Annotated in this window: 20 protein-coding genes and 3 pseudogenes; 6 read left to right on the forward strand and 17 right to left on the reverse strand. The window is 67.8% G+C overall.

Features of this window, described 5'->3' with window-relative positions; translation table 11 throughout:
- Nucleotides 1-134 precede the first annotated feature (134 nt).
- The 4 genes from M6G65_RS06990 to M6G65_RS07005 form a co-directional block, all read right to left on the reverse strand.
- On the reverse strand, nt 135-404 hold the full coding sequence (locus M6G65_RS06990) for a hypothetical protein (protein WP_238197293.1): 270 nt from the start codon (nt 402-404) through the stop codon (nt 135-137).
- Between the two features lie 67 nt (nt 405-471).
- On the reverse strand, nt 472-882 hold the full coding sequence (locus M6G65_RS06995) for a hypothetical protein (protein WP_250103745.1): 411 nt from the start codon (nt 880-882) through the stop codon (nt 472-474).
- Complete coding sequence (locus tag M6G65_RS07000; protein WP_250103746.1) at nt 876-1,136, reverse strand: hypothetical protein; 261 nt, start codon at nt 1,134-1,136, stop codon at nt 876-878. The genes M6G65_RS06995 and M6G65_RS07000 overlap by 7 nt, the downstream gene beginning before the upstream one ends.
- 138 nt (nt 1,137-1,274) lie before the next feature.
- Entirely contained in the window at nt 1,275-3,074 is a 1,800-nt protein-coding gene (locus M6G65_RS07005) for a DUF262 domain-containing protein (RefSeq protein ID WP_250103747.1), read from the reverse strand.
- Between the two features lie 315 nt (nt 3,075-3,389).
- On the opposite strand from M6G65_RS07005, the gene M6G65_RS07010 reads away from it, so the two are divergent.
- Nucleotides 3,390-3,587, forward strand: a complete 198-nt coding sequence (locus M6G65_RS07010) for a helix-hairpin-helix domain-containing protein (protein ID WP_238197296.1) — start codon at nt 3,390-3,392, stop codon at nt 3,585-3,587.
- A 36-nt stretch (nt 3,588-3,623) separates the two neighbouring features.
- On the opposite strand, the gene M6G65_RS07015 is transcribed toward M6G65_RS07010, so the two are convergent.
- Both M6G65_RS07015 and M6G65_RS07020 read right to left on the reverse strand, forming a co-directional pair.
- Nucleotides 3,624-4,463, reverse strand: a complete 840-nt coding sequence (locus M6G65_RS07015; RefSeq protein ID WP_238197297.1) for a Fic family protein — start codon at nt 4,461-4,463, stop codon at nt 3,624-3,626.
- Between the two features lie 374 nt (nt 4,464-4,837).
- Nucleotides 4,838-5,233 (reverse strand): DUF1398 domain-containing protein, encoded by a 396-nt coding sequence (locus M6G65_RS07020; protein WP_238197298.1) that lies wholly within the window; start codon nt 5,231-5,233, stop codon nt 4,838-4,840.
- A gap of 116 nt (nt 5,234-5,349) precedes the next feature.
- On the opposite strand from M6G65_RS07020, the pseudogene M6G65_RS07025 reads away from it, so the two are divergent.
- Nucleotides 5,350-6,295: pseudogene (locus M6G65_RS07025) on the forward strand (integrase core domain-containing protein).
- A gap of 13 nt (nt 6,296-6,308) precedes the next feature.
- Here the strand turns inward: M6G65_RS07025 and M6G65_RS07030 are convergent.
- The 3 genes from M6G65_RS07030 to M6G65_RS07040 form a co-directional block, all read right to left on the reverse strand.
- A protein-coding gene (locus M6G65_RS07030; RefSeq protein WP_250103748.1) for an IS5 family transposase occupies nt 6,309-7,065 on the reverse strand; the annotation gives its coding sequence in 2 pieces (ribosomal slippage) (nt 6,309-6,735 and nt 6,734-7,065; 759 coding nt in all).
- A 105-nt stretch (nt 7,066-7,170) separates the two neighbouring features.
- Nucleotides 7,171-7,716, reverse strand: a complete 546-nt coding sequence (locus M6G65_RS07035; RefSeq protein WP_250103749.1) for a hypothetical protein — start codon at nt 7,714-7,716, stop codon at nt 7,171-7,173.
- A 91-nt stretch (nt 7,717-7,807) separates the two neighbouring features.
- Nucleotides 7,808-7,969 carry a hypothetical protein gene (locus M6G65_RS07040; RefSeq protein WP_238197301.1) on the reverse strand — a complete coding sequence of 54 codons (162 nt, stop codon included), beginning with the start codon at nt 7,967-7,969 and terminating at the stop codon, nt 7,808-7,810.
- Between the two features lie 360 nt (nt 7,970-8,329).
- Between M6G65_RS07040 and M6G65_RS07045 the strand changes: the two are divergent.
- A pseudogene (locus tag M6G65_RS07045) lies at nt 8,330-8,866 on the forward strand (EAL domain-containing protein); the annotation flags it as partial.
- A gap of 123 nt (nt 8,867-8,989) precedes the next feature.
- On the opposite strand, the gene M6G65_RS07050 reads toward M6G65_RS07045, so the two are convergent.
- The 5 genes and pseudogenes from M6G65_RS07050 to M6G65_RS07070 all read right to left on the reverse strand — a co-directional run bounded on the left by M6G65_RS07050 (nt 8,990) and on the right by M6G65_RS07070 (nt 12,739).
- Nucleotides 8,990-9,988, reverse strand: coding sequence for an NAD(P)H-dependent glycerol-3-phosphate dehydrogenase (locus tag M6G65_RS07050; protein ID WP_250103750.1), 999 nt, complete (start codon nt 9,986-9,988; stop codon nt 8,990-8,992).
- Nucleotides 9,985-10,841 (reverse strand): annotated as a pseudogene (locus M6G65_RS07055) (GNAT family N-acetyltransferase). The gene M6G65_RS07050 and the pseudogene M6G65_RS07055 overlap by 4 nt, the downstream one beginning before the upstream one ends.
- Nucleotides 10,838-11,902 carry a tRNA (adenosine(37)-N6)-threonylcarbamoyltransferase complex transferase subunit TsaD gene (tsaD, locus tag M6G65_RS07060; protein WP_250103751.1) on the reverse strand — a complete coding sequence of 355 codons (1,065 nt, stop codon included), beginning with the start codon at nt 11,900-11,902 and terminating at the stop codon, nt 10,838-10,840. The pseudogene M6G65_RS07055 and the gene tsaD overlap by 4 nt, the downstream one beginning before the upstream one ends.
- A 200-nt stretch (nt 11,903-12,102) precedes the next feature.
- A complete protein-coding gene (locus tag M6G65_RS07065; RefSeq protein ID WP_238197304.1) occupies nt 12,103-12,312 on the reverse strand; it encodes a TOBE domain-containing protein in 210 nt (69 codons plus the stop codon).
- A 76-nt stretch (nt 12,313-12,388) separates the two neighbouring features.
- The gene (locus M6G65_RS07070) at nt 12,389-12,739 is read right to left on the reverse strand and encodes a DUF2293 domain-containing protein (protein WP_250103752.1); all 351 of its coding nucleotides are present in this window, start codon (nt 12,737-12,739) and stop codon (nt 12,389-12,391) included.
- A gap of 102 nt (nt 12,740-12,841) precedes the next feature.
- On the opposite strand from M6G65_RS07070, the gene M6G65_RS07075 reads away from it, so the two are divergent.
- Nucleotides 12,842-13,162, forward strand: a complete 321-nt coding sequence (locus M6G65_RS07075; protein WP_238197306.1) for a hypothetical protein — start codon at nt 12,842-12,844, stop codon at nt 13,160-13,162.
- Nucleotides 13,163-13,228: 66 nt separating this feature from the next.
- Here M6G65_RS07075 and rpsD read toward each other — a convergent pair whose 3' ends face one another.
- Nucleotides 13,229-13,846 (reverse strand): 30S ribosomal protein S4, encoded by a 618-nt coding sequence (rpsD, locus tag M6G65_RS07080; RefSeq protein ID WP_010686187.1) that lies wholly within the window; start codon nt 13,844-13,846, stop codon nt 13,229-13,231.
- 189 nt (nt 13,847-14,035) lie between these two features.
- Between rpsD and M6G65_RS07085 the strand changes: the two genes are divergently transcribed.
- Entirely contained in the window at nt 14,036-14,515 is a 480-nt protein-coding gene (locus M6G65_RS07085; RefSeq protein ID WP_238197307.1) for a GNAT family N-acetyltransferase, read from the forward strand.
- A gap of 129 nt (nt 14,516-14,644) precedes the next feature.
- Here M6G65_RS07085 and M6G65_RS07090 read toward each other — a convergent pair whose 3' ends face one another.
- Nucleotides 14,645-16,279 carry an alpha-D-glucose phosphate-specific phosphoglucomutase gene (locus tag M6G65_RS07090; RefSeq protein WP_238197308.1) on the reverse strand — a complete coding sequence of 545 codons (1,635 nt, stop codon included), beginning with the start codon at nt 16,277-16,279 and terminating at the stop codon, nt 14,645-14,647.
- Between the two features lie 217 nt (nt 16,280-16,496).
- On the opposite strand from M6G65_RS07090, the gene M6G65_RS07095 reads away from it, so the two are divergent.
- On the forward strand, nt 16,497-17,609 hold the full coding sequence (locus M6G65_RS07095) for an alpha/beta hydrolase (RefSeq protein WP_238197309.1): 1,113 nt from the start codon (nt 16,497-16,499) through the stop codon (nt 17,607-17,609).
- Between the two features lie 209 nt (nt 17,610-17,818).
- On the opposite strand, the gene scpA is transcribed toward M6G65_RS07095, so the two are convergent.
- Complete coding sequence (scpA, locus tag M6G65_RS07100) at nt 17,819-19,984, reverse strand: methylmalonyl-CoA mutase (RefSeq protein ID WP_238197310.1); 2,166 nt, start codon at nt 19,982-19,984, stop codon at nt 17,819-17,821.
- Nucleotides 19,985-20,141: the final 157 nt, after the last annotated feature.

Genomic DNA, 20,141 nt, shown 5'->3' on the forward strand with positions numbered 1-20,141 from the left:
ACGACGACACGGCAGATCGGGCAGGTGTGGGTGGTGCCCGTCGCGCAGGCGCGGCAAAGGCGGTGCTCGGGCAGGACCAGGCGATGCCGGCGGCAGATCGTGCAGGTCGCCTTCATCGCTCGGCGATCGGTCTACTATCTCATTGCCAAGACTGCACCGGTGAATGGCGGCAGCGTGATCCACGCCTCTGTCTCGGTCTGTTCGGCAGCCGCGTAGCGCTCGGAGAGGGTCTCGAAGGCGGTTTTGTCCCAAGCAAAACAGTCGATGCGCCGGAAGCCGATGGGCTGGCTGCGGCCGCGTTGGATCTCATCGAGATAGATCGGGTTGGCGACGTAGAGGACGTCCGGCCCTATGGCGACGACGACGCGTTTAAGCGGCTGTCCGTCGCGGCTCGCAATCCTCATGCAACGTCTGCCCGGCGCGGTACTCGGATCCGTGCACGACGTACCGACTAGGACCCGAGCAGACCCGCTACACGAAGCCTTCGTCGATCAGACGGCTACCAGTCGCGGTGATCTCGTGCCGCTGTCCGGATCCGCCGACGACGCGGCACCAGCTCTCCGAGATCAGAACGGGCGTGGGTACGTCCAAGCGCAGTTGATAGGAGAAGCCGCCGTACATGCCTGGCACGGCGAACCAGATCGGCTCAGCCTCCGGCGACAGCTCCAACAACGGCCCGAGTTCTGGCAGTCTGAGGGCGTTCTTGCGTACGAGGTCGGACACGCGGCCTCGAATGATGGCGTGGAAGTGATGCTGCATGGCGGTCAGCACGCCGAGGGGTACGGTACGTCGTAGAACGGGTCGCAGGATCTCGACGATGTCGGAGTGCCCGCAGCGCTCGGCGATGTCGATTGGGCGTTCCCAGCGGGCGTTCTTCAGCATCCGCCAAGCCCCGGCCTCGATGAGTGCGGCACAGACCTCCCGAGGGGCGTGACCGTGGGCGGCGTGATGAAGCGGAGCAAAAGCGCGGAACCGTCCGGCCGGGTGGTGTTCACCAGATCGGCGTGATCGGCCAGCAGCGACAGCGTCTCGGTCCAGTCGTACCGCTCCGCTGCGTCCGCCAAGCGGTGGCGGATTGCGGCACTGGCTTCAGGTAGCGTGCCCGATTTCGTGATGCCATCCCAGACGAGCGACACGGTTCTGGCTCTCCCTCTCAGGGTTCGCACTGTTGAGACGCGTATGCCCGCCTGATCGCCTGTGCCAACTTTGTTTGCCAGCCGAGGGATCCTGGTTCGCTGGCGCGACCGATGACGATGCTGGTCGGTCGTCGCCGTTCAAATCGTCGCCGCCTGAGCTTGTGGCGTGTCACCGACGGGGTCGACATCGATCTGTCTGAGACGCTGTCGGATGAGTTCCTCGCGCGCGGCGACGAATTCCGGCAATGCGCGGACCGACCAGAGGGCGGGATCGTTCGGGATCAAGTGACGACTGCGGAAATCTGCGTCTCGCGTTTGCAGCCACCGATCGAATGGCATGTTGCTCTTCTCGAGGTTCTCGCGCGCGAGAAGAAGCTGAAGGTTCCCGAGGCGGTTCACGCTCGCGAGGATCCGATCGATCTCCGGCGCTGGGATGTTCTGTGCCGCGAGGGCTCTGCGGTCCGCGAGCGAGCGCGGGATGATGTGATCGATATGATGAGGCATCGCGCCCCACGCGTGAGCATCGTAGAGGAGCGACAGGGCCAGGAAGCACGTCCGCTTGCCGTAGCTCGATCCGAGCACGCCTTCGATGTTGCCCTCGTCGAACGCCGCGGCGCGGCCGCGACCGACGAGGACTTCCACGAGCGCCCGTTCCGGGAAATCGCGGCCCGTCTCCAAGGCGGTTTGAAGGGTAGCGCGCGCGATGCCGATCGTCCGGTCGGAACTACCGCCGAACACGCCGTTCAGCAGGCTGCCGAGCAGCCAGCGCTGGATCCGCTTCGCGTTGGCGGCCTCGAATGGGGTCGAACCGTCCAGGCTGCCTCCCCCGATCCTGTGTAGGTAGTAGGCGATGGGCAGCAACGCGTTCAGCGACGTCAGGGTCTCCGCGTCAATGCCGAAGCGATTGACCAAGCGAAGCGTCGCTTCCAGGCTCGCCTTGATCGCACGCCAGTTCGCCTCGATGCGCTCGAGATTGGCGTTGGTGAAGTTGCCGATCTTATATCGCGGATCGAGGTCGCACAGGACGAGGCAGGACTTCATCACGAAATCCTTGTCGAGGCGATTGCGTGCGGTCAGGCCGTCGTTGAGATGATCGACAAAGGCGTAGATTTCCTGCCGCGCGCTGACCCCCTCCCACTGCGCGGTGATCATCGACAGCAGGAGGTCCGATTTGCTCAGCTTCGTCCCGCCGTCGTTCGCACGGATGAAGATGTCGAGCACGCGATCGTAGGATTGGTCCTTCTCGGTGTAGTAGGCGATGACGCCGTCCTTCCACACCGTTCGATAGAGCCGGTCGAGCGTCCGCTCGGCGATCCTCTGCTGCGCGCGCGTCGTCGTGTCGGGCAGCGTGTCGACAATCGCCTCGCGGAGGTGATCGAAGGCGTCGTCGCTGGTGCAATCCAAGATGCGACCAACCTTCATCCAATGGTGTGCCGCGTCGTTGATCGGGTCCTGCTCGAAGAAGCGCAGGCCGTAGGTGACGCCAAGGTCCTCGCCGTCGATCTCCTCTTCCTCGACGGCAGGGTCTTTCAGGAGGTCGATGTACAGGCGCTGCCGGCTCCAGGCGTCCGGGTTGTTGCGTCGTGCATATCGCGCCCGCACCGCGTAGGTCCCGCGCAGGCCGATGAACAGCGACGTCAGACGCTGCTGGCCGTCGAGCACCAGCATGACATCGCGACCATCGGGCTCGGCCAGCTCGTTGTGCGTGCTACCCTGCCGGAAGTTGTCGGCGAACTTGTAGATCTCCCAGTCGGCACGGCGTTCCGGCCGGATCTCCCAGAACAGGAACGAGGAGATCGGATACCCTTTCAACAGGGAATCGAACAGAGCGATGATCTGGTCGGGTTGCCAGACATAGGGCCGCTGGATCGCCGGAAGGAAGTAGCTGCGATTGATCTGATCGAGGACGCGGCTGATGGTGGACGAGACGTAGGACATCGGGAGGACTCGTTCGACGCAAAGCGTCTCGGGCCTGCCAAGCTTCGCGCTCGATGTCTATCGGCACCCCTAGGTTGCGGATGCAGGACACCGCGGCGTGTCACCGTTCTCCGCGGGGTGATCGCAGTTCGAAGACGGTCGTGCATCGCGAAAGCGAGGAGGCGCGGTTTCCGTGCCGGATTTGCCGCGACGATGGCACCTTGGCGGGCACCGTCGATCGATTGAGCGCAGGCTTCCCACACTTGGTTTAGCAGGGGGCCGTCGCCGCGTGGAAAGGTTCGGACGCTGTCGACGCGACTGAGGAGCCCGCCCTCGATGATCGACCTGGACACGGCCACTGCTGAGGATTTCGACGCCGTCCCAGCCCTAAAGGGCCGCGGCTTCGAGATCGTCCGCGACCGCAAGGAGCGCCGGCGTTTCACCAGCTTGCGCCAACTTAACGAAGTGCCGGGCCTTGCGGGCAAGACCGAAGGTCTTGGCGAAGCTGTGTCGGCCGGCGACACGGCCGAGTGAGCCCGGGTATGACAGACGCCTCATGCCGTTCGCCGTCTAATCGCCGATCCCGCCTCCGTCTCGCCCCCTGGGCGAGGGAGCAGGTTTCCGATCCTCACGCTCCGGTTCGACGATACTGAGATATCGCTCCGTCGCCTGGACGAGGCAAGTTCCCATGAAGTTCCGGTAGGCCGAGCGTGTTCGGGGATCCCGGACATCGTGGCCGAGGGGCTCGGCAAGTTGCCGGTCTTCGAGCACCTTCAGATACTCGGCGCGGACCTCGGGCCTGATCGGGACAGGCGGCAAGCCGTCCTTGAGGAGCAGCAGGTTCATCAGAAGCCGCGCCGTCCGGCCGTTGCCATCGGAGAAGGGATGGATGGTGACGAGGGCATAATGGGCCTCGAAGGCGCTTTGCCATCCTTGGGCGCGCTCGAGACTCTGACCAAAGCGCTCCATTAAGCCGGGGATTTTGTGTGGGCCCGGCAAGATTACGTCCGAGCCGACGATCCGGCGTAGACTGTCGGAATAGATTCCGGAGATCTTCGGATTGGATCGATAGGTCACGATCCGGTGCAGATCGAGCACGTCCCGCTCCGTGACGGGACGGGATTCGGCGGCGATCTGGCGCATAGTCTGGACCGCCTCGTAGTGATCCAGAGCCTCCATGTGCTCGACCACCGTCTTGCCGCCGATCGTGATACCTTTCTCGATGACGAGGCCCGTCTCTCGATGGGTAAGCGTGTTTCCCTCAATTGCATTCGATGTGTACGTCAGTTCGACATCAAACGACGCATTAAGCTTTTCCAGGGCAACGCCGTCGAGCGGCCGAAGTTTTACCATCCGATGTTTCAAAGCGGCGATGCGATCCGCAAGATAGTCTTTGGGCTCAATGGGCATGGGAGAATCTGGGTTTCTCATCGGATCGACGAATAGGGGTACGACGGACATCCGAAATCGTCCGTCGTACCTGGAATGTCTCAGCGGACGTTCGTGTTCGGCCGGATCGTAAACACAGGCGGCGGCTCAGCGAAGATGTCACCGATCGGGTTCATGCGCTCCTGGGCCTGACGCGGCGTTGCGACCGGCTCTACAGGGACCTCTACCGGAACCTTCGCGGCAGGCCGGGTCGCACGATGGTGATCGCGCCGCGCCGTCTTGTTCCGCTCGCGCGCGTTCTCGGCGAGGCTGCGCCGGCGGATTGCCCCTTCCATCGAGGTCCGCGCGTCGATCTTAGGTGTGGTCGGCCGTCGGCAGGGATCAGCAAGTTCAGATCAGCTCGTGATGGCCCTACCCGCAAGCCTCTCGGACGATACGACTGCACCGTCTGCTCCGTAGTAGAGAACGCGGCGGCCGACGATCGACACGATGAAGCCAACACACCCAGCCGCCAGGATGCGCTCGCAAAACTCTGGGTATGTGCACGCGTCGCCCGCTGCCTCGATACCTGCGGTCGAGAACCGAGGGGCAGGTTTTCTGATCTGGACATACACCGGCAGAACCGCGGTATAGTCGCCCTGATAGTACGTCGTATCGCCACGCACGAGATCGACGTGAAGGCGTTCGACGCCGACAGAACCTAGGTTCCGCACGAGTTCTGCAAAAGTCAAACGGCCTCCAGCGGCCTCGCGCGCTGCTTTGCAGATCGCGGATTGAACTTCATAGTCCACCGTACGTTCCCTTATTTGATCGAGGGGCACAAGAGATTTGAATTCAACGCAGCTTCTAGATATTTGGTCCCGGGGTTTGATGGTGCACTCTTCACGTTGGAGGGGAGGGACGCGCGATGGGCCAGCTTCTTCACGGCAGCGTCACGACAACCAAGGCGATCCGTCGAGCGATCCAGCATCGTCAAGCGAACCTGAGGGCGCTCTCGAAACGGACCTTGGTCGCCGACCAGCGCACGGGCTCCAAGGATCTGCGTTCGACGGTGCTGTCACCCGAGGACGAGGCGGTGGTCGCCGCCTTTCTCGCCGTCTTACGCTCCTACCATAGGACGACTGCCTCTACGCGCTCCAGGCCCTGATCCCGCACCTGACCCACTCTTCGCTACACCGCTACCTGCAGCGCCACGGCATCAGCCGACTGCCGGAGGTCGACGGTGACAAGCCCAAGCGGTCACGCTTAAAGGCTACCCGCTCGGCTACTTCCACATCGATCTGCCTGAAGCTCACACGGAAGAAGGGCGGCTCGAGCTGCTCGTCGCCATTGATCGCACGACCAAGTTCGCCTTCGTGGAGCTGCACGAGAAGGCCACCCGGCGTGTTGCGGATGCCGTTCTCCGGCATCTAATCGAGGCCGTGCCCGACAAGGTACACACGGTACTCACGGACAACGACACCCGCTGCACCATGCCCGGCGACGTTGCCTCGGCCGCGCCATTGATCAGGGAGACGATCGCAGCCGGGCAGACCTTCCGAGCTTACAGCTTCGAGTCCGCCTGCGCCCGCAACGATATCGACCATCGGCTGACCAAACCGCGCACCCCTGGATCAACGGTTAGGTCGAGCGGATGAACCGCACGATCAAGAACGCCACGGTCAAGCGCTATCATTAAAGCAGTTCGCACAGCCTCGCGCTCACCTGGCCAAGTTCGCCAGTGCCTACAACTTCGCACGCCGTCTGAAGACCCTTCGCGGTCTCACGCCCTACGAGGCCATCTGCAAGGCATGGACGAACCATTCAGGTTCAACCACAACCCGCACCACCAAATCCCGGGCCCTAACATCTAGGGTCTGGACTCGATCAGCACCAGAAGGCGATGACGGCCGCGAGCGCGACGGCTGAGGCATAGTTGCGGGCGAGCTTGTCGTAGCGGGTCGCGATGCGGCGGAAGTCTTTCAGGCGGTTGAAGGTCGCCTCGATGCGCCAGCGTTCGCGATAGCGGCGCTTGTCGTGACGGATGCGGCGCTTGCGGCCGCGCTTGCCCGGGATGATGGGGGTGATGCCCTGCGCTCGCAGATCGGCGCGCAGCCAGGCGGCGTCATAGCCTTTGTCGGCGCTCAGACGGTGGATGCGGCCGGGAGCTTCAGCGAGCACCTCGGACGCCGTGCGCACGTCGCTGGCGTTGCCGGGTGTCAGCAGGAGGACGCCGGGGCGGCCGAGGACATCGGTGAGCGCGTGGATCTTGGTGGTCTGGCCGCCGCGCGAGGGGCCAATCCCTTGCGCCTTGGCCCCCTTTCCCGCCGTGAGCCGAGCGCTGCGCCCGCACGTAGGTGCTGTCGATGGCCGCCGCCTCGCCTGACCATCCGGCTTTGGCCAGGGCTGCCAACAGCGCCTTCCAGAAGCCACGCCGTGACCACCGGTTGAAGCGGTTGTAGACCGTGGTACGCGGGCCGTAGGCGGCTGGGCAGTCGCGCCAGCGGCAGCCCGAGGTGAGCACGTGCACGATGCCGGAGATGATTTGCCGGTCGTCCTTGCGCTCCGGTCCGGGCTGGTTCTTGGGCATGAACGGCTCGATCACCGCCCACTGCGCATCCGAGAGCCAGAACAGGTCCGCCATCGCTACCTCCAGGTCGCAAACGGCGGCCCTGAATCACAAAACGACAGCGTCTGCAACAGCTTGATTCGGTTCACGCCCTAGTGGACCACTAAGCGGTTTAAGCCATCAAGGGCGCAAAAAAACCGCCTTCAGAACAAGCAATATTGCGCTCGGAGACACCATCTTAAGCTTAAGAACATGGCACGTCGTCTCAATAAAATCTGTCCTTGCAACATCGCCGAGAGCAGAATGCAAAGGGAACGCGTCCTCGCCCAAGTTGCGGCTATTGACTTTCCGTTCATATAGCTGTGCAGCGCGATAACCAAGATCAAATGCAAGATACTCACGCCCATATTTGAGCATGAACTCCTTCGCGTCATCGAGGTCTTCCGCAAACACGAAATTAGATATCGGCGACGATCGACACAACCAATAAATAAGATAAGCTGCGCATTTTAGATGATCTGGGCGCTCTAACTTTTTCTCAATAAAATCGAGACGTTTAAGATCCTGAGACCACTCGAAAAACCCGTCCAATGCGTTGCGCTTGTTCCAGTGAAAAACCACCCCCATTTCCTCAGCCCGGTCATGGAAATCTCGGTAGATCTCAGCTTCGAACACTTCCTTATTTTGGATACGCTCGAAGAAATCCCCCGTCAGACCCTTGCTCAACCGGACGTCCATCACGTTCCTCAGGCGCACAAATGCGAAGGGCGCAGCTCTTTGCTGCGCCCCAACAACCAGTCAACATCAAACGATGCAATTAGGCGGCTTTGGTCTCGCCAGAAGCCTGAGCCCGACGCCAGGAACCCTTCAGTTCCGACTTGCCTTCGACAACCACGCGCTTGTTCGCGCGAAAGCCGTAAGGCGATTCGGAAAATTGGGCCAGATATTCAGCGTCAGTCGTCTTTGGCTTCTCAGACATTCTTCCCTGCTCCCCCGTGGGTGCTGGTAGCGAAGGTGTATCACTCAGATCGGCGCTGTCGAGAGAAATCAGGTCGCTTGAGCAACCTTTCCAATCTCCGTCGCCCTTTGAGCACGCCTCTCTCAACGGTTCGTTAGCGCGATGGTTCGAGCGCCATAGCGAAATGTGCATCCCGACGCAACCTGAGGGCGCGGTCGGCTGAGACCAGTCGCCAGACGCAAAACGCATCACCCTGATCGTCATAGCCCGCGCCCAGATCATCTTTCTTGCCTTCGATGGGATTCAAGGGGTTGGATGGGTATGATTCGCACTGGGGTCGGCTTTGCGTCCCTGGCGGGGTACTATCTGTCGCTTTTCAGCTGGCCGCGCCCGCTCGGGATCGCCGTCAACGTCTCGGCGATTCAGCTCCACAACCCGCATTTCGTGCAGTTCGTCCACGGCACCCTGTTCGAGACCGGCCTGAAGGCCGAGCGCCTGGAGATCGAGATCACCGAGACGGCGCTGATCCGCGATCCGGCCCGGGCGCTGCTCACCCTGCGCCAGCTCAAGGCCCTGGGCATCCGGATCGCCATGGACGATTTCGGGACCGGCTATTCCTCGCTCTCGAACCTGCGCTCCTTCCCGTTCGACCGGATCAAGATCGACGGCTCGTTCATCAAGGCGGTCCACAGCAACCCGCAGGGGGCCGCGATCGTGCGCTCCGTCCTCGGGCTCGGGCGCGGCCTCGGGCTGGCGGTGGTGGCCGAGGGTGTGGAGACGGACGAGGAGCTGTCGTTCCTGGCCGCGGAGCACTGCACCCTGGCCCAGGGCTACCTGCTGGGCCGGCCCGCGCCGATCGAGCGCTTCTCCACCCACACCCACGGCACCGCGCCGGAGGCGGCGGCCTCCGTGGCGTAGATCCGGCGCCTGGATCGCTTCGCTGCGCGCCAGGGCGGCCGCAGAGCCGGGCGCGAAGGCGGGCGAAGGCGGGCACAAAGGCGACCGCCGAACCATCGACCGGGCGGACCCGACGCAGGCGCGCTAATCCGTCTCGCCGCGCAGCGGCCGGGCCAGCAGCCCCGCGATCACGTCGCCGACCCCGGCCGTACCCGCCACGATGGCGGCGACGGCCGCCGCCACCGGCATCTCGATGCCCTTGGCGGTGGCGAGCCCGGCGAGCGCCGCGGCCGTGAACGCCCCCTCGGCGAGCTTGCCGCCCGCGGCCTCGGCCGGGCTCGCCCCGGCGCCGAGCCGCTGGCCGAAGGCGAAGTTGCGCGATTGCGGCGAGGAGGCGGTGAGCACGAGGTCGCCGAGGCCGGAGAGCCCCATCAGCGTCTCTGCCCGACCCCCGAAGGTGCGGGCGAAGCGCATCAGCTCGGCGAAGGCGCGGGCGATCAGCGCCGCCCGGGCGCTCTCGCCGAGCCCCCGGCCGGCCACGATCCCGCACGCGATGGCCAGCACGTTCTTGCCGGCCCCGCCGATCTCGACGCCGCGCACGTCGTCGGTGTGGTAGAGCCGGAAGCTCGGCCCCGACAGCAGCGCGCTCAGAGACGCGGCGAGGCCGGGATCGGACGCTGCCAGGGTGACGGCGGTGGGCAGGCCGCGGGCGACGTCGGCCGCGAAGCTCGGCCCCGACAGTACCGCCACGGGCGTTCCCGGCGGCAGGATCTGCTCGGCCACCGCGCTCATGAAGCTGTCGCTGCCGCGCTCGATGCCCTTGGCGCAGAGGATCACAGGACCGGCCGAGGCCAGGGGCGCGCGCAGGGTCTCCAGAACGCCGCGGACGGTCTGGGCCGGCACGACCAGCAGGGTCGCGCGGGCGCCGGCGAGGTCCTCCGGCTGCGCGGTCGCCCGGATGCCGGCGTGGAGCGGCACGCCCGGCAGGTAGCGCGGGTTCTCCCGCCGCGCCTCGAGGGCGGCGGCCGCCTCCGCGTCGCGCAGCCAGAGGGTCACGGGATGGCCGGCCGCGGCGGCGGCGTTGGCGAGCGCCGTGCCCCAGGCGCCGCCGCCGACGACGTTGATCGCGCGTCCTGGGCTCATGCCGCATCCTCCCTGTCCGCGCAGTCCAGACGGTAGAGAACGTGATCGCGCAGCGGCCCCTCCGGGACCGCCGGATGCGGGAACGTCCCGGCCGGCGCCATGCCGAGGCGCTCCATCACGGCCCGGGAGCGGGCGTTGCCGGCCGCCGTGTAGGCCACCACGGCGCGGATTCCGCAGCGTCCGGCGAGATCGTCCAGGGCCAGCCGCGCGGCGCGCGTGGCGAAGCCCCGGCCCCAGGCCTCCCGCGCGAGGCGCCGGCCAGCTCGACCGTCGTCCCGGGCCGGTCGCCGCCCGGGAAGGGCAGGGGCTGCAGGATCCGCATCGCGCCGGCGCAGCCGATGAACCGGCCGCCCTGCGCCAGCGCCCAGGGGCCGAACCCGTCCGCCACGAAGCGCCGGTCGAAGCGGCCGGCTTCGGCAACGCTCTCGGCCTCCGTCCGGGGCCGGGGAAAATGGGCCATCACCGCCGCGTCGGCGTTGAGCGCCGCGAAGGGCGCCGTGTCCTCCGGACGCCAGCGGCGCAGGATCAGGTCCCCGTCCTCGAGGGATTCGGGCACCGCAGCGGCGGCAACCTTGCCGCGCCACGCGAGCGAGCGGCGGTTCAGGAGAGCGAGGTCCGCGTGGCCGGCGAGCACGGCCTCGCCGAGCGCGATCGCCGCCTCAAGCTGATCGAGGGGCAGGGTGGCGTAGGCGGGCGGGCGCACATGGTCGCGCCAGGGGCCGCCGCAGGCGTGGTCCAGGAGGATGCGGGCGAAGCAATGGTCGAGGCGGACCGGCCAGCCCGGCCGCGCGGCCTCGGGCAGGCGGCGTTCGACCAGATCGCGCCAAGAGGCGCGCCGCGCCGCCTCGCTCATCCGGCCGGGACCGCCGCGCGCGCCGGAGCGGCCGCCAGCGGCCAGCGGGGCCGGGCCGGGGCGGTGAGGTCGTCCACGAGCCCGAGGCGCAGGCGTTCCAGGCCGGCCCAGGCGATCATCGCGCCGTTGTCGCCGCAGAGCGGCAGGGGCGGGGCCACGAAACCGAGACCGGCCTCGCCGGCCAGGGCGGCCAGCGCCCGCCGGACGGCACCGTTGGCCGCCACGCCGCCCGCCGCCACGAGGGCGGTGGGCCGACCGGCCACGTCCGAGAAGGCGCGCAGGGCGACCCGGGCGCGGTCCACCACGACGTCGACCACGGCGGCCTGGAAGCTCGCGCACAGGTCGGCGACGTCGCGCTCGGCCAGCGGCGCGATCCGCTCGGCCTCGATCCGCAGGGCGGTCTTGAGGCCCGACAGGGAGAAGTCGGCCTCGCGCCGGCCGAGCATGGGCCGGGGCAGGGCGAAGCGCTCGGGATCCCCGGTCTCGGCCATGCGCTCGACCTCGGGGCCGCCCGGATAGCCGAGGCCGAGGAGCTTGGCGACCTTGTCGAAAGCCTCGCCGATGGCGTCGCCGACGGTGGAGCCGAGCCGCACGTAGTCGCCGACGCCCCGCACGGCGACGAGCTGGGTGTGGCCGCCCGAGACCAGCAGCAGCAGGTACGGGAAGGCGATGCCGTCGGTCAGCCGCGCCGTGAGCGCGTGCGCCTCCAGGTGGTTGACGGCCAGAAGCGGCTTGCGGGTCACGAGGGCCAGGGTCTTGGCCGTGACGAGGCCGACCAGCACGCCGCCGATCAGCCCGGGCCCGGCCGCCACCGCGATCCCGTCGAGATCGGGAAAGCCGATCCCGGCCCGGTCGAGGGCGCGGGCGATCAGCCGGTCGAGCACCTCCACGTGCGCGCGGGCGGCGATCTCGGGCACGACCCCGCCATAGGCCGCGTGCTCGGCGATCTGGCTCAGCACCTCGTTGGCGCGGATCTGGCCGAGGCCGTCCTCGTCGACGGACACGATTGCGGCCGCGGTCTCGTCGCAGGTGGTCTCGATGCCGAGGACGGTCTTCTGCACGCGCGGAACTCCTTGTCCGGATCACACTCTATCCGCCGGCGGCCGCGGCGCGAAGGCGGAGCCTGGTCTCCGCCGTCGATCTCATCCGCAACCTCGTCCTTCGAGGCCTCCGCTGCGCCTCGGCACCGCGGATGCGGACGCGGGCGGGAGATGGATCGCCGACCCGCCGCAACCCGGCGGGTGCGGGACCCGGGCCGCCCTCAGTCGACGGCAACCATGACGTCGGAGGCCTTGACCACCGCGTAGGCGGGACCGCCGGCGACAAGCTTGAGGGAATCGACCGCCTCGTTGGTGATCGAGGCCGTGACCACCTGGCCGGGGCTGATCTCGATCTTGACGTGGGACGTGGTCGCGCCCTTGTCGACCGAGACGACGGTGCCCTTGAGGACGTTGCGCGCGCTGATCTTCATGTGTGCAGACTCCGCTCGCCGCCCGGGGCGGCTCCGGCGCGTCTCCTACAGCATGGCGGGGCCGCGCGCGATAACCTCAGCGGGGTTCGTCCTCCGGCACGCCGGCCTCCCCGGCCTCGGTCTCCGGGATGGCGGTCGCGCCCCAGGCGACGAGCGCCGCGTTGAGGTCGCCGAGGACGAAATGCCGGGCGCTGTCCCGGTCGTAGCCGTCGGCCAGGAGCGCGTCGTAATCGGTGAAGACGTGGCGGGCATAAGTGACGAGGGCGAGGCGGGCGGCCGTCTCGGGCGCGGCCCGGCGCAGGCCCGCGCTCGCCAGCGCGCGATCGAGGACGGCCTCGGCCTCGAAGCCCGGCAGGCGGGGCGCGAGGCGGGCCAGCGCCGCGGCCACGGCCTCGCGGCGATTCCGGGGTGGCGCCACGCCGCTCATCGGAGCCATCCCGAACGCATGATTTTACGGCTCGGATCGGCTACGATCGGCACCGAATAGGGCGGGACAGGCATTCGATCCTGCGCCGGGGAGATCAGGTTCATGGCAACGATCCGTCACGCGGTGATCCTGGGCGTCCTGCTCGGGATAACGCCGGCGCTGGCCCAGAGCCCGCTCCCGGACCGGGCTCCGGGTAGTGCGCCAAGCACGGTGCCGGCCCGGGATCCGGCACTCACCGCGCCGGGCGGACGCCGGATTGCCGCCACGGGCCAGACGAAGCCGCCCGGTGCGGCCGCCGCCGGTCTGCCGCGGCCGATCAATGAGGCCGAGATGATCAAGGCGCAGAAGGCCGCGGAAGCGCGCTCAAAGGCCTGGGACGCCAAGATGCGCCACACCATGGGCTCGATCTGCCACGGGTGCTGACCCCGAAAACGCGAAAGGGCCGCCCAGGCGGGCGGCCCCTCCACCGACATCGCTGTCGCGACAGCCTTAGCGGGAGTAGAACTCGATGACGAGGTTCGGCTCCATCTGCACCGGGTAGGGCACCTCGGACAGGCTGGGAATGCGGGTGACGCGGGCGGTCATCTTGGCGTGGTCGGCCTCGATGTAGTCCGGCACGTCGCGCTCGGAGAGCTGCGTCGCCACGATGACGATCTCGAGCTGGCGGGACGACTCCTTGACCTCGATCAGGTCGCCGGCCTTCACCTGGTAGCTCGGGATGTTGACGCGGACGCCGTTGACCTTGACGTGGCCGTGGTTGACGAACTGGCGCGCGGCGAACGGGGTCGCGACGAACTTCGCCCGGTAGACCACGGCGTCGAGGCGGCGCTCGAGTAGGCCGACGAGGTTCTCGCCGGAATCGCCGCGCAGGCGGATCGCCTCGGCGTAGTAGCGGCGGAACTGCTTCTCGGTGATGTTGCCGTAGTAGCCCTTGAGCTTCTGCTTGGCGCGCAGCTGCGTGCCGAAGTCGCTCATCTTGCCCTTGCGGCGCTGGCCGTGCTGGCCGGGGCCGTACTCGCGGCGGTTGACGGGGCTCTTCGGGCGGCCCCAGATGTTCTGGCCCATGCGGCGGTCGAGCTTGTGCTTGGCCTGAATCCGCTTCGACATGTTTCGCGTCCTCTCGTGACGAGAATGAGGAACGCGCCCTCCTTTTCCCGGACGTCAGGTCCGGGACGACAGGGCGGGAGGATCCCGCCCACGGGTGCGCGTGAAAACGCGACGGGGCCCCGTGCGGAGCCCCATCGACGGGCGGGTCTTTAGGGGACGGAGCCGCCGCGGTCAACCGTGAGAGGTCAGATGGACGAGTCAGTCGCGGTCCGGCGCGGGACACCCGCGGACGTGGAGGCGATCCGGGCGCTGGTCGCGGCGGCCTATACCAAGTGGATCCCGGTGATAGGCCGCCTGCCGATCCCGATGCGGGCGGATTACGCGCAGGCTTTGCGGGACCACCGCTTCGACCTGCTGCTGGCCGGCCCGGATCTCGCCGGGCTGATCGAGACGAAGGCGGAGGCCGATCACCTGCTGGTCGTCAACGTGGCGGTGGACCCGGCCTTCCAGGGCCGGGGCTTCGGCAGCCGGCTGATGGGGCTCGCGGATGCCGTCGCGGCCGGGGCGGGGCTCGCGCGGCTGCGCCTCTACACCAACAAGAAGTACGTCGCGAACCTGCGCCTCTACGGCGCGCTCGGCTACCGGGTGGAGCGGGAGGAACTCTACGACGGACCGGGCCGGACCCGCGACGACGACGTCACCGTGCACATGGTGAAGGACTTGGTCTGAGGCATCGGCGCCGGCCCTACCGTCATCGCGAGCGCAGCGAAGCGACCCAGGGTGGCGCGTCGCCGTAGAGCGTGGCGCCTCTGGATTGCTTCGCTGCGCTCGCAAAGACGGGGCGTCTCCCGGCTCCCCTCAGGTCACCACGCTCGGCTCAGGCCTTCCGGTGCGCGGCTCGATCTCGGCGATCGCGCGGGCCGCGGCCGCAACCGGGGCCAGCACCTCGGCAACGGCCAAGTCGAGCCGGTCCGGCGCGTTCTCGTAGCGCTCCAGGTAGACCCGCAGCGTCGCCCCGGCGGTGCCGGTGCCCGAGAGCCGGAACACCGCCCGCGCGTCCTCGGCGAAGCCGATCCGGATACCCTGACGTTCGGTGAGCGAGCCGTCCACCGGATCGCGGTAGGCGAACTCGTCGGCCGTCGACACCGTGAGGTCGCCGATCCGCGTGCCCGGCAGCCCGGCGAGTTTTTCGCGGAGCGCGTCCATCAGGCCGTTGGCGGCGTCCGAATCGACCTCCTCGTAATCGTGGCGGGCGTAGTAGTCGCGCCCGTAGGTCCGCCAATGCGCCCGCACCAGCGCGTCGGCGCGCTCGCCGGTGGCCGCCAGGATGTTGAGCCAGAGCAGCACCGCCCAGAGCCCGTCCTTCTCGCGCACGTGGTTCGAGCCGGTGCCGGCGCTCTCCTCGCCGCACAGGGTGATCAGCCCCGCATCGAGGAGATTCCCGAAGAATTTCCAGCCGGTGGGCGTCTCGTAGGCCTTGATGCCGAGGGCGGCCGCGACCCGGTCGGCGGCGCGGCTCGTGGGCATCGACCGGGCGACGCCCGCGAGCCCGCCCGCGTAGCCCGGCGCCCGGTGGGCATGGGCGGCGAGCAGGGCGAGGCTGTCGCTCGGCGTCACGAACAGGCCCGGGGCCACGATCATATTGCGGTCGCCGTCACCGTCGGAGGCGGCACCGAAATCCGGCGCGTCGGGCCCCTGCATCAGGTCGAACAGGTCGTGGCAATGGACGGGGTTCGGGTCCGGGTGGTGGCCGCCGAAATCCTCCTTCGGCTCGGCGTTGACCACCGTGCCCGCGGGGGCGCCGAGCATTCCTTCGAGGATCGCGGTGGCGTAGGGGCCGGTCACCGCGCTCATGGCATCGAAGCGCATGCGGAAGCCCGAGGCGAACAGGCGCGACACCGCATCGAAGTCGATGAGCGTGCGCATCAGCTCGGCGTAGTCGGCCACCGGGTCGATCACCGTGACCGTCATGGCCCCGAGGCGGGTGTCGCCGAGGCGGTCGAGGTCGAGGTCCGGCGCCTCGGCGAGGCGGTACTCCGTCAGTGCCTTGGCCCGCGCGAAGATCGCGTCGGTGACGGATTCCGGCGCCGGGCCGCCATTGGCGGCGTTGAACTTGATGCCGAAATCGCCGTCCGGCCCGCCCGGGTTGTGGCTCGCCGAGAGGACGATGCCGCCGAGCGCCTGGGCCTTGCGGATCACGCAGGAGGCGGCGGGCGTCGAGAGCAGGCCGCCGCGCCCGACAAGGACCCGGCCGAAGCCGTTGCCGGCCGCGAGGCGCAGCGTCTTCTGCACCACCTCGCGGTTGAGGAACCGGCCGTCGCCGCCCAGCACCAGGGTCGCGCCCGCCTTGTCGGGCAGGGTGTCGAAGATCGCCTGGACGAAGTTCTCGACGTAGTTCGGTTGCCGGAACACCGGCACCTTCTTGCGCAGGCCGGAGGTGCCCGGCTTCTGGTCGGGGAAGGGCGTGGTCGCGACGGTTTTCGGAGTCGTCATAAGCGGGCGTCTCCCGGGATCTCCCGCCTCAATGCCCGTCCGGGAGCTTGGCGTCACCAGCTCCGGCGTCGGGGGCGGGCTTTTTTCACGCGGTCTCGCCGGATCGGGCGACGGAATCCGCCGCCTGTCCAGCCGGCCGTGCCGCGGGGCGTTGCGCCGGCCGACACCCGTCGGTTGAATCGCCCGAGCCGCCACGCAAGGCGGGCCGGAGGAAACCATGGCGGACAGACCGATGCGCACAGATCCGAACGCGGCGCAGCCGGGCCGGGGCTTGGCCCGGCGCGAGCTGGTCGGGGCGCTCGCCGCCGGGGCGGTGGTCGCGGCCTCGGCGGCACCGGCCGTCGCCGCCCCATCCGCCCGGCTGGCGACGGAGGAGTTCCGCCTGCCCTGGAGCGAGCCGGGGGTCGAGATCTACGTCCGCAACAAGCGTCCCGCCGGAACGGAGCGGTTCCCGGGTGATCGGATCCTGCTCTACGTGCACGGGGCGACCTACCCGGCCTCCACGGCTTTCGACCTGCCGCTCGGCGGGATGTCCCCGATGGACTACCTCGCCGGCCTGGGCTTCGACGTTTACCTCGTGGACCTGCCGGGCTACGGCCTGTCCGGGCGTCCCGCCGCCATGAGCGCGCCGGCCTCCGACAACGCGCCGTTCATGCGCACGCCCGATTCCGCCAAGGTGGTGGGGCAGGTGGTCGACTTCATCCTGAAGCGACGCGGGGTCGAAAAAATCGACCTGATGGGCTGGTCCTGGGGCACCTCCACCATGGGGCTCTACACCAGCACCCACAACGACAAGGTCAACCGGCTCGTGCTCTACGCGCCGCAATGGCTGGCGCGCACGCCGGCCCTGATCGGCGGCAACGGGCCGCTCGGCGCCTATCGCAGCGTCAGCCGGGACAATGCCAAGACGCGCTGGCTGACCGGCGTGCCCGAGGACAAGAAGGCCGAGTTGATCCCGCCGGGCTGGTTCGAGCAATGGGCCGACGCGACCTTCGCGACGGACCAGGCCGGCGCCAAGCAGACGCCGCCGGTCCTGCGTGCCCCGAATGGCGTGGTGGCCGACTCGAAGGAGTTCTGGCAGGCGGGCAAGCCGCTCTACGACCCGGGCGAGATCCGCGTGCCCGTGCTGATCATCCACGCCGAGTGGGATGCGGACCTGCCGAGCTACCAGGCGCAGGAATACTTCACCAAGCTCACGCACGCCCCCTACAAGCGCTTCGTCGAGCTGGGGGAGGGTACCCACACGGTGATGATGGAGAAGAACCGCATGCAGTTCCTCCACGAGGTCGAGGCCTTCCTCACAGAGGCGGATCCGCAGGCACTGAACTGAGCGGGCTGATCCCGGTCGCACCGGCGGAATCCGACCCAAACCCCTCATCCTGAGGTGCCCGCGCCGACGGGCTTCGAAGGAGGGCTCCAGGAATCGCGCGGCGGGCTGGAGACCTCCTTCGAGGCCCCGCTGCGCTCCGGCACCTCAGGATGGGACGCGGGGGTGGGAGGGATCGAGGCGGCCCGTCCGGCCGCCTCGGAAGGCTCGCCCTACTCCGCCGCCTGCCGGGCCGCGTAGCCCAGCCGCTCGTTCAGCGCGCGGATCAGCTTGGCGGCCGCCTCGGCGATCACCGTGCCGGGCGGGAAGATCGCCGCCGCGCCCGCCGCCGTCAGCGCCTCGTAATCGCCCGGCGGGATGACGCCGCCGATGGCGATCATCACGTCGTCCCGGCCCTGCTCGGTCAGCGCCGCCTTCAGCTCCGGCACCAGCGTCAGGTGGCCGGCCGCCAGCGACGAGACCCCGACGATGTGGACGTCGTTCTCCACCGCTTGCCGGGCGGCCTCCGCCGGGGTGGCGAAGAGCGGCCCGATATCCACGTCGAAGCCGAGATCGGCGAAGGCCGAGGCGATCACCTTCTGGCCGCGGTCGTGCCCGTCCTGGCCCATCTTGGCGACCAGGATGCGCGGCCGGCGGCCGTCGTTCTCCTCGAACGCCTCGACCAGCGCCCGGACTTCCTCGACCACAGGCGACATGCCCCCCACCTCGCGCTTGTAGACGCCGGAGATCGAGCGGATCTCGGCGCGGTGCCGGCCCCAGGCCTTCTCCAGGGCCTCGGAAATCTCGCCCACCGTCGCCTTGGCGCGGGCCGCGTCGACGGCGAGTTCGAGCAGGTTGCCGGCGCCGTCGGCGGCCTTCGTGAGCGCGTCGAGCCGGTCCGCGACCGTCGCCTCGTCGCGCTCGGCGCGCAGGCGCTTGAGCTTGTCGATCTGGAGGCGGCGGACATTGCCGTTGTCGACCCGCAGCAGCTCGATCGCCATGTCGTCGTCGGCCCGGAACTTGTTCACGCCCACGATGGTCTGGCGACCGGAATCGATCCGGGCCTGGGCGCGGGCGGCGGCCTCCTCGATCCGCAGCTTCGGGATACCGGCCTCGATCGCCTTGGCCATGCCGCCGAGCTGATCCACCTCGCGGATGTGCTCCCAGGCCCGGGCGACCATGTCGGCAGTGAGCTTCTCCACGTAGTAGGAGCCGCCCCAGGGATCGACGATCCGGGTGGTGCCGCTCTCCTGCTGCAGGAACAGCTGGGTGTTGCGGGCGATCCGGGCCGAGAAGTCGGTGGGCAGGGCCAGCGCCTCGTCGAGCGCGTTGGTGTGGAGCGACTGCGTGCCCCCCTGCGTCGCCGCCATCGCCTCGATGTTGGTGCGGGTGACGTTGTTGAACACGTCCTGGGCGGTGAGCGACCAGCCCGAGGTCTGCGAGTGGGTGCGCAGGGCCAGGGACTTCTCGGATTTGGGATCGAACCCCTTCACGAGCTTCGCCCAGATCAGGCGCGCGGCCCGCATCTTGGCGACCTCCATGAAGAAGTTGGTCGAGATCGCCCAGAAGAACGACAGGCGCGGGGCGAACTGGTCGATGGTCAGCCCGGCGGCGAGGCCCGCCTTGATGTACTCGACGCCGTCGGCGAGCGTGTAGGCGAGCTCCAGGTCGTTCGTGGCGCCTGCCTCCTGCATGTGGTAGCCGGAGATCGAGATCGAGTTGAACTTCGGCATATTTTTGGAAGTATACGCAAAGATATCGGAGATAATCCGCATCGATCCCTTAGGGGGATAGATGTATGTGTTGCGGACCATGAATTCTTTTAGAATATCATTTTGAATGGTGCCCGCGAGCTTCTGCGGCGGCACGCCCTGCTCCTCGGCGGCGACGATGTAGAGGGCGAGGATCGGCAGCACCGCGCCGTTCATCGTCATCGACACGGTCATCTCGTCCAGCGGGATGCCGGAGAACAGCGTGCGCATGTCGTAGATCGAGTCGATCGCCACGCCCGCCATGCCGACATCGCCCGAGACGCGGGGATGGTCGGAATCGTAGCCGCGGTGGGTGGCCAGGTCGAAGGCCACCGACAGGCCCTTCTGCCCGGCCGCGAGGTTGCGGCGGTAGAAGGCGTTCGAATCCTCGGCCGTGGAGAAGCCGGCGTACTGCCGGATCGTCCAGGGCTGGGTGACGTACATGGTCGGGTAGGGGCCGCGCAGGAACGGCGCGATGCCCGGATAGGTGTCGAGGAACTCGATGCCCTCCCGGTCCTCCGGCCCGTAGCGGCCCTTCACCGGGATCCCCTCCGGCGTCATCCAGGGCTCGCCGAGCGCCGGGGCCGCGATCGCGAGTGATTCGCCGGCAAGCGGGATTTCGGCGAAGTTCGGGATGCGGGAGGTCATGGCGTTGACTCGTTATGGCGTTTGTCATGCCATTATAGGGACCCGCTCGGAGCGGGCTACTCCCCTATCGGTCGAGCCAGGCGCGCAGCAGTTTGGCTTTGCAGAGTCCAGGGCCACCGTCTCGCGGACGTGAGGACAGGGGCCGGAGCGACCCGTT

The organism is Methylobacterium tardum, assembly GCF_023546765.1.
Lineage (GTDB): Bacteria > Pseudomonadota > Alphaproteobacteria > Rhizobiales > Beijerinckiaceae > Methylobacterium > Methylobacterium tardum.

Coding starts and splice junctions, on each gene's coding strand:
- M6G65_RS06990 (WP_238197293.1), bottom strand. CDS start 404: ATGAGGATTGCGAGCCGCGACGGACAGCCGCTTAAACGCGTCGTCGTC.
- M6G65_RS06995 (WP_250103745.1), bottom strand. CDS start 882: ATGCTGAAGAACGCCCGCTGGGAACGCCCAATCGACATCGCCGAGCGC.
- M6G65_RS07005 (WP_250103747.1), bottom strand. CDS start 3,074: ATGTCCTACGTCTCGTCCACCATCAGCCGCGTCCTCGATCAGATCAAT.
- M6G65_RS07010 (WP_238197296.1), top strand. CDS start 3,390: ATGATCGACCTGGACACGGCCACTGCTGAGGATTTCGACGCCGTCCCA.
- M6G65_RS07015 (WP_238197297.1), bottom strand. CDS start 4,463: ATGCCCATTGAGCCCAAAGACTATCTTGCGGATCGCATCGCCGCTTTG.
- M6G65_RS07040 (WP_238197301.1), bottom strand. CDS start 7,969: ATGTCTGAGAAGCCAAAGACGACTGACGCTGAATATCTGGCCCAATTT.
- M6G65_RS07050 (WP_250103750.1), bottom strand. CDS start 9,988: ATGAGCCCAGGACGCGCGATCAACGTCGTCGGCGGCGGCGCCTGGGGC.
- M6G65_RS07065 (WP_238197304.1), bottom strand. CDS start 12,312: ATGAAGATCAGCGCGCGCAACGTCCTCAAGGGCACCGTCGTCTCGGTC.
- M6G65_RS07070 (WP_250103752.1), bottom strand. CDS start 12,739: ATGAGCGGCGTGGCGCCACCCCGGAATCGCCGCGAGGCCGTGGCCGCG.
- M6G65_RS07075 (WP_238197306.1), top strand. CDS start 12,842: ATGGCAACGATCCGTCACGCGGTGATCCTGGGCGTCCTGCTCGGGATA.
- rpsD (WP_010686187.1), bottom strand. CDS start 13,846: ATGTCGAAGCGGATTCAGGCCAAGCACAAGCTCGACCGCCGCATGGGC.
- M6G65_RS07085 (WP_238197307.1), top strand. CDS start 14,036: ATGGACGAGTCAGTCGCGGTCCGGCGCGGGACACCCGCGGACGTGGAG.
- M6G65_RS07090 (WP_238197308.1), bottom strand. CDS start 16,279: ATGACGACTCCGAAAACCGTCGCGACCACGCCCTTCCCCGACCAGAAG.
- M6G65_RS07095 (WP_238197309.1), top strand. CDS start 16,497: ATGGCGGACAGACCGATGCGCACAGATCCGAACGCGGCGCAGCCGGGC.
- scpA (WP_238197310.1), bottom strand. CDS start 19,984: ATGACCTCCCGCATCCCGAACTTCGCCGAAATCCCGCTTGCCGGCGAA.